This window comes from Vibrio metschnikovii CIP 69.14, assembly GCF_000176155.1.
GTDB classification, from domain to species: domain Bacteria; phylum Pseudomonadota; class Gammaproteobacteria; order Enterobacterales; family Vibrionaceae; genus Vibrio; species Vibrio metschnikovii.
Window position 1 is genome coordinate 37,199 of the sequence record NZ_ACZO01000005.1, and the last position, 11,570, is coordinate 48,768.

The 11,570-nt window shown below is 48.4% G+C and carries 9 protein-coding genes; 4 read left to right on the forward strand and 5 right to left on the reverse strand.

From position 1 onward, the window contains the following. Window positions 1–13: 13 nt before the first annotated feature. Both edd and VIB_RS02390 read right to left on the reverse strand, forming a co-directional pair. A complete protein-coding gene (gene edd / locus VIB_RS02385; protein WP_004394394.1) occupies window positions 14–1,816 on the reverse strand; it encodes a phosphogluconate dehydratase in 1,803 nt (600 codons plus the stop codon). A 2-nt stretch (window positions 1,817–1,818) separates the two neighbouring features. Further along, window positions 1,819–2,334 (reverse strand): gluconokinase, encoded by a 516-nt coding sequence (locus tag VIB_RS02390; RefSeq protein WP_004394395.1) that lies wholly within the window; start codon window positions 2,332–2,334, stop codon window positions 1,819–1,821. A 158-nt stretch (window positions 2,335–2,492) separates the two neighbouring features. Here VIB_RS02390 and VIB_RS02395 point away from each other — a divergent pair, with 158 nt between their 5' ends. From VIB_RS02395 to envZ, 4 genes are all read left to right on the forward strand, one after another. Next, window positions 2,493–3,866 carry a GntP family permease gene (locus VIB_RS02395; RefSeq protein ID WP_004394396.1) on the forward strand — a complete coding sequence of 458 codons (1,374 nt, stop codon included), beginning with the start codon at window positions 2,493–2,495 and terminating at the stop codon, window positions 3,864–3,866. 12 nt (window positions 3,867–3,878) lie between these two features. Beyond that, window positions 3,879–4,484: a bifunctional 4-hydroxy-2-oxoglutarate aldolase/2-dehydro-3-deoxy-phosphogluconate aldolase gene (locus VIB_RS02400; protein ID WP_170904288.1), complete on the forward strand. Its 606-nt coding sequence runs from the start codon at window positions 3,879–3,881 to the stop codon at window positions 4,482–4,484. 287 nt (window positions 4,485–4,771) lie between these two features. After that, complete coding sequence (gene ompR / locus VIB_RS02405) at window positions 4,772–5,494, forward strand: osmolarity response regulator transcription factor OmpR (RefSeq protein WP_004394398.1); 723 nt, start codon at window positions 4,772–4,774, stop codon at window positions 5,492–5,494. An 84-nt stretch (window positions 5,495–5,578) separates the two neighbouring features. Then, window positions 5,579–6,880, forward strand: a complete 1,302-nt coding sequence (envZ, locus tag VIB_RS02410) for a two-component system sensor histidine kinase EnvZ (RefSeq protein WP_004394401.1) — start codon at window positions 5,579–5,581, stop codon at window positions 6,878–6,880. 70 nt (window positions 6,881–6,950) lie between these two features. Here envZ and VIB_RS02415 read toward each other — a convergent pair whose 3' ends face one another. From VIB_RS02415 to trmH, 3 genes are all read right to left on the reverse strand, one after another. Next, window positions 6,951–8,345 (reverse strand): uracil-xanthine permease family protein, encoded by a 1,395-nt coding sequence (locus VIB_RS02415; protein WP_004394402.1) that lies wholly within the window; start codon window positions 8,343–8,345, stop codon window positions 6,951–6,953. Between the two features lie 288 nt (window positions 8,346–8,633). After that, complete coding sequence (recG, locus tag VIB_RS02420; RefSeq protein WP_040903903.1) at window positions 8,634–10,715, reverse strand: ATP-dependent DNA helicase RecG; 2,082 nt, start codon at window positions 10,713–10,715, stop codon at window positions 8,634–8,636. A gap of 69 nt (window positions 10,716–10,784) precedes the next feature. Then, window positions 10,785–11,471, reverse strand: a complete 687-nt coding sequence (gene trmH, locus VIB_RS02425) for a tRNA (guanosine(18)-2'-O)-methyltransferase TrmH (protein WP_004394404.1) — start codon at window positions 11,469–11,471, stop codon at window positions 10,785–10,787. Window positions 11,472–11,570 lie beyond the last annotated feature (99 nt).

Consider the following 11,570-nt stretch of genomic DNA (forward strand, 5'->3'; position numbering starts at 1 on the left):
CGCTGCCTAGCGATTAACGAGTGAATAAAAAGCTCGCGCCTTGATCCGCCGAAGTCACGTGTTGGCGGGCGAGGGTGAACAGCTCTCGCCCCCAACTCTGTTGATCCTGTTCAGTCAGCGGCGGCTGCGCCACGCGTTGACTTAAATCGTCTAAACAGGTTAGCTCACCCTTGGTGGCATCCAATCTCAGTAAATCACCATCGCGCAGTAATCCTATCGCGCCACCGCGCAGTGCTTCAGGAGAGACGTGGATCGCGGCGGGGATTTTGCCTGAAGCTCCGGATAAGCGACCATCGGTCACTAATGCGATTTTAAAGCCGGCCTTTTGTACGTTACCGAGGACTGGCATCAATTTATGCAGTTCAGGCATACCATTGGCTGCTGGGCCGCTGTAACGAACCACCACAATGCAATCTTGATTCAGCTCGCCGCGTTGATAAGCCGCTTCCACGTCATGTTGTGAATTAAACACCTTAGCGGGAGCCTCAACGATATGATGAGAGGGTTTGACTGCCGAGACTTTGATCACCGCTTGGCCAAGGTTACCGCTCAGTACCTTAATCCCTCCGGTTGATTGAAATTGCTGATGCTGAGCGGCAATCACGCTGGCATCCAGTGTCTCTTGGCAAGGTTGCCAACTGAGTTGCCCCTCGGTTAACACCGGGCGAGTTAATTGATCGGTAAACTGACCGAAAGCGGGCGTGACATCGGTATGCAGCAGATTTCGTTCATTGAGGCGGGTGAGCAGCATCGGTACCCCTCCCGCCGCCTCAAAAGCATTAATATCAGCGCTACCATTCGGATAAATATTGGTTAATAACGGCACGATTTGCGACAAGTCGCTGATGTCCTGCCAAGTTAAGATCAGCCCAGCGGCTCGTGCAACCGCGAGCATGTGAATGGTGTGATTGGTACTGCCACCCGAAGCCAGTAAGGCGACAAGGCCATTGACCAAACTTTTCTCGTTGATCACTGTACTCAGTGGTCGATAACTCGGTGTACCTGGTGCCATAGTGGCAATTGCGTTGGCCGCATAGTCGGTTAAGGCATGACGCAATGGGCTATTCGGTGCAACAAAAGCGGATCCGGGTAGCATCAAACCCATGGCTTCAAACACCAATTGATTGGTGTTGGCGGTGCCGTAAAAGGTGCATGTGCCGGGGGAGTGATAAGAATGACACTCCATATCGAGCAGTGCTTCACGCCCGACTTGCCCTGCGCTGTATTGTTGGCGAATCTCGACTTTTTGTTCATTACTGATCCCAGTACCCATTGGGCCAGCGGGAATAAAAGCGGTCGGTAGATGAGCATAACTGAGCGCGCCCATTAATTGTCCCGGGGCAATTTTATCGCAGATACCAAGCAGTAAAGTGCCATCAAACATATTGTGGCTAAGCGACATCGCGGTGGCTTGGGCTATCATGTCTCGGGAAAATAGTGACATATCCATCCCTGGCTGACCTTGAGTAACGCCATCGCACATCGCCGGTACGCCACCGGCCACTTGCGCTGTGTGTCCACTGAGCTGTAATGCGGCTTTAATGCGCGCAGGGTAATCCAGATACACTTGATGGGCACTGAGCATGTCATTGTAAGCGGTGATGATCGCAAGGTTAGATTTGGTTAAGTCAAGAATGTGCGATTTTTCACTCTGACAAGAGGCCGCAATCGCATGAGCTAAGTTACCGCATGATAAACTGGCTTTGCCTTTTCCTGCGGCGAGCTGCTGAGCGGTTCTGGTTAAGAATACGTGACGAAGTTCACGGCTACGCTGTGCAATTCGTTCGGTGACTTGCAAAAGGAGCGGCTGAGTCATGGTTATTCCTCCCGAGCTTGTAGGGCGAGGATCGCTTGATTGACCACTTCCTCAATGTCACCGTCAATACTGATGGTGAGAACATCGTGTTCTGTTTCGCTGGGGCGTTCTAAGGTAGCAAATTGGCTATCGAGCATGCTGGTTTTCATAAAGTGACCCTGCCGCGCTTGCATCCGTTCTATAATCAGTGCTTTATCACCGTCCAGAAACAGAAACGTCACCTGTTGATTGCCATCGCGAATTTGATCGCGATAGCTTTTTTTCAGAGCCGAACAGACGATGATGCCTTGCTCACTCTTATTTTCTAAGCTAAAAGCCGCGTCACGAATCCGTTCTAACCAAGGGGCGCGATCGTGGTCATTGAGTGGTTGACCTTGGCGCATTTTTTCAATGTTGGCGCGAGGATGCAAATCATCACCATCGATAAATTTTGCTTGCAGACGTTCAGCAATGCGTGCCCCAATGGTGCTTTTTCCACAGCCACTGACACCCATCACAATAATGCTTTTACCAGTCATATCGACTCCTTAGTCCGAGATCTGAGCGAGATCCCAATTTTTAACTTTGCCTAACGAATTGGCTTTATCTTAATCTTGTTATCGGTAACATGTTACCCGTAACTTATAGATTTGTGAACCGAAACACAAACATCCCATTTTTGATAAAGGTGAACGAAATGGACCAAATAGCACATAGCCCTACCTATCTGTTGTTGCTCGCCCTTGCGGCGATCGTTGCTCTACTGTTTTTGATCATGAAGTTAAAAGTCCATGCTTTTGCTTCATTAACGTTAGTCAGTTTCGGCACCGCGCTGGCCGCTGGTATTCCAGCCAATCAAGTGGTTCCGAGCATGATGTCTGGATTCGGCGGCACGCTCGCTTCTGTTGCTTTACTGGTTGGTTTAGGAGCCATGATTGGTAAGATTTTAGAAGTGACGGGCGGGGCAAAAGTCTTAGCTGATACCCTAATAGGTCGGTTCGGAGAACAGCGTGCGCCTCTGGCCCTCGGTGTTGCCTCATTATTGTTTGGTTTTCCGATCTTTTTTGATGCCGGCTTAATCGTCATGATGCCGATTTTGTTTAGCGTCGCGAAACGCTTTGGCGGATCGACACTCAAATACGCTTTGCCAGCGGCGGGTGCGTTTGCGGTGATGCATGCGTTTGTTCCTCCGCATCCCGGCCCAGTTGCCGCCGCTGAGTTATTGGGTGCTGATATTGGTCTACTGTTAGTGGTGGGTTTGCTGGTCGCGATCCCGACTTGGTATCTTGGCTCGTATCTGTTTGGTCTTTATTGCGGTGAAAAATTTAACTTACCGCTCTCTAAAGCCTTTTTAAATGCCGAAGTAATGTTCAAAGACAAAGCGGATTTACCGAAATTTTCTACCGTACTGTTTATTTTGGTTCTACCCGTATTGTTGATCTTCTTGGATACCGGGTTAAATACGTTAGCGGTGGCTGGTGTGCTGGACGGTCAGCAGCCTTGGATTGAATTTTTACGCATGCTAGGAAAAACGCCGATTGCGTTACTTATCACGCTATTGGTGTGTTTATTCACCTTTGCTGGTAAATATGGCATGAGTAAGCTAGAAAAACTGTGTACCGATGCGTTAGCCCCGATCTGTGCCGTTATTTTGGTCACAGGTGCAGGCGGTATGTTTGGTGGCGTATTACGCTCTAGTGGTATTGGCCAAGCCCTAGCCGATGTATTAGCGCATACTGGCATGCCAGTGATTGTCGCTGCCTTTGTGATTTCAACTTGTTTACGGGTTGCGCAAGGTTCTGCCACGGTTGCCTTAACCACCACGGCGGCGCTGATGGCACCGATTGTTGCGCAAACCACAGGTTTGTCAGAGTTAGACTTATGCTTTATCGTGATTGCTATTGCTGGTGGAGCGACGGTGCTGTCTCACTTTAATGATTCTGGTTTTTGGCTCGTCTCTCGCTTGCTGGAAATGGATGAAAAAACCACGCTCAAAACGTGGACGGTAATGGAAACACTACTGGGTAGTATTGCGTTTATTATTGTCGCCACTCTCAGCTATCTTCTATAAGGTTTAGGTATGATGACTCTTGAACAGCGCTTGGCGCAGATAAAAATTGTTCCTGTGATTGCGATTAACCATGCTCAGCAAGCGCTGCCGCTGGCCAAAGTATTGATGGAAAATGGCCTGCCGTGCGCGGAAATCACTTTTCGTACAGAGGCGGCGCAAGAGGCTATTCGTCTAATGCGCGACGCGTATCCAGAGATGTTGATTGGCGCTGGGACGGTACTGACCACAGCGCAAGTCGATCAAGCTCAGCAGGCGGGAGCCGATTTCATTGTGAGTCCAGGACTCAATCCCACCACAGTGAAATATTGTCAGCAACGTGGTATCGCCATCGTGCCAGGAGTGAATAACCCCAGCTTAGTCGAGCAAGCGATGGAACTGGGGTTACGCACCTTAAAATTCTTCCCTGCCGAACCCTCTGGTGGCGTTGCTATGCTCAAAGCGCTCAGTGCGGTCTATCCGGTCAAATTTATGCCAACGGGTGGCATCAGTGCGGCTAATGTACAGCACTATTTGGATTTACCATCGGTAGTGGCTTGTGGTGGTACGTGGATGGTACCAACGGATTTGATGGATAAAGGCGATTGGCCAGCGATTGCTAAGTTGGTACGAGAGCTATAACGTTTTATCGGTCCTTGGCACCATGCAGAGATAAATGTCTAAGCCAACCGTGATGGTTGGCTTTTTTGATCAGTCGATGCCTTATTTTATCTTCGCTAGCGATGTGTAAGCGTTAAAGCTTGAAATAAGGGGCTTTTTTGGCTTCGATTATCCGTTATGATGAGTAGTCGGACGAAAATAGGTAATAAATGCTAACAATTCTTTAAATTGCTCACCGTGCAACAGTGTTACATTTTGTTTGCCCTCATCTGTGCGGGTGTCATCTCTTTTTAGTGGGATCAGTGGACATGCAAGAAAACTATAAAATTTTAGTGGTTGATGATGATGCGCGTTTGCGTGCATTGCTCGAGCGTTACTTATCTGAACAAGGTTTCCAAGTTCGTAGCGTTGCCAATAGCGAGCAAATGGATCGGCTGTTAACCCGTGAAACTTTCCATTTGATGGTGCTCGATCTGATGCTGCCGGGCGAAGATGGCTTATCGATTTGTCGTCGCTTAAGAAATGCCAATAATCTTATTCCGATTTTAATGCTGACGGCAAAAGGCGACGAGATTGATCGCATCGTAGGTTTAGAAGTGGGTGCGGATGATTATTTGCCGAAACCCTTTAACCCCCGTGAGCTATTGGCGCGGATTAAAGCCGTATTACGTCGCCAAGTAATCGAAGCACCCGGAGCGCCGAGTGCTGAAGATACGATTGTCGAATTTGGTGAGTTTCGTTTAAATCTGGGCACGCGAGAAATGTTTCGTGGTGAGGAAGCGATGCCACTGACTTCTGGTGAGTTTGCGGTATTAAAAGCCTTGGTCACCAATGCTCGTGAGCCTTTGTCACGTGATAAATTAATGAATATGGCCCGTGGTCGAGAATACTCAGCGATGGAGCGTTCTATCGATGTGCAAATTTCTCGTTTGCGCCGTATGTTAGAGGTTGACCCAAGCAAACCGCGTTATATTCAAACGGTGTGGGGCCTAGGTTACGTCTTTGTGCCTGATGGTAAAGCCGCCAGTTAAGATTATTGTCTGCAGCCAGTGTTCAATAGGTTCACTGGCTGTTATCGTTTTATCCCTCCATTATTCTCACACCTTAGGTGCACTATGCGAATCCGTAGTTCATTTACCCAAACGATTCTGCTGTTTTTTACCCTCTTGGTTGCCAGTCAAGCGTATTCCTATTTTGCGCTGATTAATTATGCGCTGATCCCAAGCTTGCAGCAGTTCAATAAAATTCTCAGCCATGAAATCAGTTTGATGTTGGATGATAGCTTTACCGATGCGGAGCCTAATTTAGACAGATCGCTACGTTTGCGGGTGTTGGAAAAGCTTGGGGTTGAGATTTTTAGTGATGATGGTCCGGCGGCGGATGAGTTTCAACGCGCGATCAGTATCGATTTGATGAGTGATAAAATGACCGAAGAACTGGGCTCTCCGACGGAAGTACGCATGGGCGTTGGAGCAGAAAGTTATATTTTATGGATGAAAATCGAACAGTTACCTGAGCAAATCTTACGTATTCCGCTGACTGAATTACGGGAAGATGATTTTGCTCCACTGTTTCGTAACAGTATTTTTGTCGCCGTACTGATCTTGGTCGGAGGATGGTTATTCATTCGTTTGCAAAATCGTCCTTTGATTGCGTTAGAAAGAGCCGCGTTGGCAGTAGGACGAGGGGAGATCCCGCCGCCAATTGTAGAGAGTGGGGCCAGTGAAATTCGCGCGGTAACTCGCGCATTTAATCAAATGTCGCAAGGCATTCAAGCGCTGGAAGAAGATCGCGCTTTACTGATGGCGGGAATCAGTCATGATTTGCGAACGCCACTAACGCGAATCCGCTTAGCAACCGAAATGATGTCTCCTCAAGACAGTTATCTCGCTGAAGGGATCATTAGCGACACCGAGGAGTGTAACGAGATCATCAGCCAGTTTATGGACTACTTAAAACCGGTCGATAAACAAACCTTCCAAGCCGTCGATCTCAATGAGATTGGCGGAGACATTGCCAGTTCCGAAGGTGGTTATGAGCTGCACATTGAAACGGATTTTCAAGCGTCGATTGAACCAGTATTTGGTAATCCGATTGCCATTAAACGGGCGGTGAGTAACTTAGTAGTGAACGCGTTACGTTATGGCAATGGCTGGGTGAAAATCAGTACTGGGGTAACGGCGGATAAACGTATGGCTTGGGTCTGTGTTGAAGACAATGGTCCAGGGATTGATCCGAGCCAAGTGCAAAAGGTCTTTGAGCCCTTCATTCGAGGCGATACTGCGCGAGGCAGTGAAGGTACTGGCCTTGGGTTGGCGATCGTAAAACGTATCGTTGGTCAGCATCATGGAGCGGTAGTATTAAATAATCGTAGCGAAGGTGGTTTGAAAATTCAGCTCAGTTTTCCAACCAAGTAAGCGTGGTAGTCGTCAGTCAGGGATTAAGCCGGTTAGCGTATCGCCAACCGGCTTAATTATTTGAACTCGCTTATGGTTGCTCAGTGACTGTGGTTTCTGACTCTTGGCGAGTCGAGTGCTCCGGCAATAAGAGATTGAGTAGAATCGCGGTAATGCCACCTGCGGCAACACCAGAAGAGAAAATACTTTTGATGATTTCTGGCATAAATTGCAGAATTTCAGGTTTTTGCGCAATGCCTAATCCCATCGAGAAAGACAGTGCCATGATTAAAATCGCTCGGCGATCAAGCTCAACTCGCGAAATGATTCGTACCCCAGCGGCGGCAATCGTACCGAACATGACAATCGTTGCGCCACCCAGTACCGGCTCTGGAATTAACTGCACAAAGCTTGCTACACCGGGAAATAGCCCAAGTAACATCAGCATCGCCGCGATAAAATAACCGACATAACGGCTGGCAACGCCAGTTAATAATATCACCCCATTATTTTGGCTAAAGGTTGAGTTAGGGAAACTATTCAGCAGTGCGGCGAGAGCGGAGTTAATCCCATCAGCCAGTACGCCTCCTTTGATACGCTTCATATAGACTGGGCCTTTGACCGGTTCTCCTGAGACTTCCGAGGTCGCAGTGATATCGCCAATCGCTTCTAACGCCGTGATCAAAAAAATCAACACTAATGGAATGAATAAAGACCAATCAAAGCTTAGCCCATATTGCATTGGGATAGGCAGGGCGATGAGACTGCTTTGAGGGCGCTGTGTGGTATCGACCATGCCGAGTAAGTAAGCCATGATATAACCGACCAGCATAGCGATGACGATAGAGGCAACGCGAATATACGGATTGCGAGCTCGGTTAAGGATCACGATAAGCGCTAATACGGTGCCCGCTAAGGCGAGTTTATCAAGGCTACCAAAGCTACCATCACTCAGTGCGCTGTAGCCGCCTCCGATAGAGACTAAGCCCACTTGGACTAAGGTCAAACCGATTAACGTGACCACGATACCAGAAACTAAAGGGGTAATGATCCGCTGGGCAAACTGCAGCACACGTGATAGTAAAATTTCAGCAAAAGAGGCAACTAAAATGGTACCAAAAATCGCCGCCATCATAGTGGCGATATCCGCTCCGCCCGCTTTCAGCGCGAGGCCCGCGCCAATGATTGGCCCAAGAAAGTTAAAGCTGGTGCCTTGAATCGAGAGCAGTCCCGAGCCAATCGGCCCGAAGGTTCGGATCTGAATAAAAGATGAAAGACCAGAGGCAAACAGCGACATGCTAATAATGGTATTGGTCTGATCGGCCGGAACCCCTAACGCTTGGCAAATGATCAGCGACGGTGTGATGACGGCAACGAACATCGCCAGTAAATGCTGGATCGCGGCGAATAAAGTTTGGGGCAAAGGCGGGCGCTCATTTAATTGATAGATCAATTCAGAGGGACGCGTATCGTGTTGGTGACTCATGATGGTATCCTAAAATGACAGTCGATGACGTGCGCTGAATGGGCCGTCACCGTTGAGTTTTTATCGCCTGTGATTGCTGTTAATCAGGCTCAACTCTGAGTTGACCAAGCCGGATTCTCTGCTTGCTATAGTCCAGTGCTAGTAGAGAAATCGTCATCTTGGTGATTTTGGGCGAGGATTATAGATCCTTAATCAGAAAAAGCAAACGTTTGCTTTTCAATGTGTCAATAAGGGGTAACAGACATTATTGTACGTTCAAGTAACACGAAAACGAGAATGTGGTGAATATTATGCTTTGGCGTAGACTTCGCGCTCACCGAGCCAGCGTTCAATAATCGCATCAGCATGAGTGGGATAGTGATCATGAATGTGCCGCGCTATTCTTTGTACTTCTGGAATTAAGCGTTGATCACGAACCAGATCGGCAATTTTGAAATCAGCTAATCCGGTTTGTTTCGTGCCCAATAATTCACCCGGACCACGAATTTCTAGATCGCGCTGAGCAATCACAAAACCATCGTTGCTCTCTCGTAATACTGCTAAACGTTTTTGTGCGGTTTTCGATAAGGGTGAACGGTACAGCAGCACACAGTGACTGGCGACAGAGCCTCGACCGACTCGGCCACGCAATTGATGCAATTGTGCTAAACCTAATCGCTCTGGATTTTCAATGATCATCAAGCTAGCGTTCGGTACATCGACGCCGACTTCAATGACGGTGGTTGCTACGAGAAGATGCAATTGATTGTCTTTAAAGGCTTGCATCACCTGCTGTTTTTCTGCGGGTTTCATGCGTCCATGGACCAAGCCAATCTTAAGTTCAGTCAACTGGCGCTGTAGTTCTTCAGCGGTATCAGCCGCTGCTTGAGCTTCAAGCACTTCAGATTCATCAATTAAAGTACAGACCCAATAAGCTTGTTTATGCTCATGCAGGCAAGCGTGACGAACCCGTTCGATGATATCACTGCGCTTGGTATCCGGGATCGCCACGGTTTGGATTGGCGTGCGTCCGGGAGGCAGTTCATCAATAATTGAAGTTTCTAAATCCGCATAGGCGGTCATGGCAAGAGTACGTGGGATCGGGGTCGCAGTCATAATTAACTGGTGTGGATAAGCGCCTTGTTTTGCGCCTTTTTCACGTAGCTCTAAGCGTTGATGGACCCCGAAACGGTGCTGCTCATCGATAATGACTAACGCAAGGTGATCAAACTCAACCTGCTCTTGAAAAAGTGCATGGGTGCCGACGATCATTTTTGCGGTGCCGCTGGCAATCTGTGTTAATTCAGTTTGTCGAGCTTTACCTTTTAGTTTGCCAGCAAGCCAAGCAACTTGAATACCTAACGGAGCAAACCAGTTGGCGAAGTTCGCCGCATGTTGTTCGGCAAGCAATTCGGTTGGCGCCATCAGCGCTACTTGATAACCGTGTTCAATGGCTCTGAGTGCGGCTAAAGCGGCGACCAACGTTTTTCCGGAACCGACATCCCCTTGCACTAGGCGCATCATTGGATGGGCTTGGCTGAGATCGGTTTCAATCTCTTGTACGACTCGCGTTTGCGCTTGAGTCGGTTGAAAAGGCAGCTGGGCAAGAAATTGTTTTTTGAGTTGGCCTTGAGTGATGAGAGGCAGCGCCGCGTCTTGTTGACCTTTGCTACGCACCGCGAGCATGGAGAGGTTTTGCGCTAATAACTCCTCGATGATCAGGCGAACTTGAGCGGGATGACGCCCTTCATCAAATTGGCTCAGATCGATATCAGTAGGCGGGCGATGCAAAATATGCAGCGCTTGAGCGAGGCTGATCTGTTTATCGTACAATCCATCAGGCATCAGTTCTTGTACCGCGGCTTTATCGAGTAGCGCAAGAGCTTGTTCGGTTAAGCTGCGCAGTGTGCTTTGCCTTAGGCCTTCCGTGGTTGGATAAACAGGGGTCAGGGTTGCCTCTTCGGGTTGTGTTTCTTGTGGCTGAGTATAAAGCTGATAATCGGGATGGATGATCTCCAGTCCGTGATTTCCGGGTTTGATCTCGCCAAACGCATAAATCACCTTACCAATCGCAAAGCTATTTTTCATCGCTGCAGTAAAATTGAAAAAACGCAGCGTGAGAGAGCCATTACCATCACTGATCTTTACGGTGAGCATTTTCCGCCGCCCAAAATGGGTATCAGTGGCGGTTATTTTACCTTGGACTGCTGCCCATAAGCCTGGATGTAGCTTGACCATCGGATAGATGCGTGAGCGGTCTTCATAACGCAGTGGAAGATGAAACAGCAGATCCTGTACATTGCTTAAGCCAACTTTAACAAGCTTTTCCGCGACTTTAGCGCCGACACCCGATAGCGATGTTAATGGTATTGCGGAAAGAAGCTGCGACATAATATCAACCAGTTAATCAGAAATGGTACGTGTTATTCAATCATTGAGCTGTGTATTTGTACAGTTAAATTATGCGCGCTGCATCGCGTCCCACCACTTTTTATCAGCGATGATCTGCCCTTGATCGTCCAGTAATGGGTATGCCAATCCTTTACGTTTGGCGACTTTAGCCAGAACCGGATGACCGCGTTCAAACAAAATACGTTGAATCGTTGCTTGGGATAGGGCGCTTTGCTCGCGGTCATACATCCCGGCTTGCTGACGCTGGCGCTGCGCTTCATATAAGATCAGCGCACTAGCCACCGAAACATTCAAGGATTGAACCATACCCACCATGGGAATAACAATATCATGATCGGCCAATTGTAAGGCCTGTGGCGAGATGCCTGACTTTTCACTGCCGAAAATGATGGCGGTGGGTTGGGTGTAATCAATCGCTCGAAAATCGATAGCGTGCTCGGATAAATTGGTCACCAGTATTTGCATGCCAGTCTCTTTTAAGTGACTGACGGCCTCTAGCGTGCTGTTGTGAGTCTGGACTTCAACCCAATTGCGCGCCCCAGCCGATGTGTGGCTTAAGGTACGCATTTGTTCGTTTGGCCATACAGCATGAATTTGGTGTAACCCAACCGCATCGGCGGTGCGGATCACTGCAGAGACATTATTCGGTTTGTGGACTTCTTCCAAACAGACGGTTAAATCGGTTTGACGGGCTTTAAGCACATCTTGAATGCGTTGATAACGTTCTAAATTCATAAATCTATTTATGTGCTCGCGTTGTGCTGCACACCTTTTCTTAGTCAGTCTATTGCTAATAAAAAAGCCCTGATTCAGGGCTTTCTGTGCGTTAAAGGG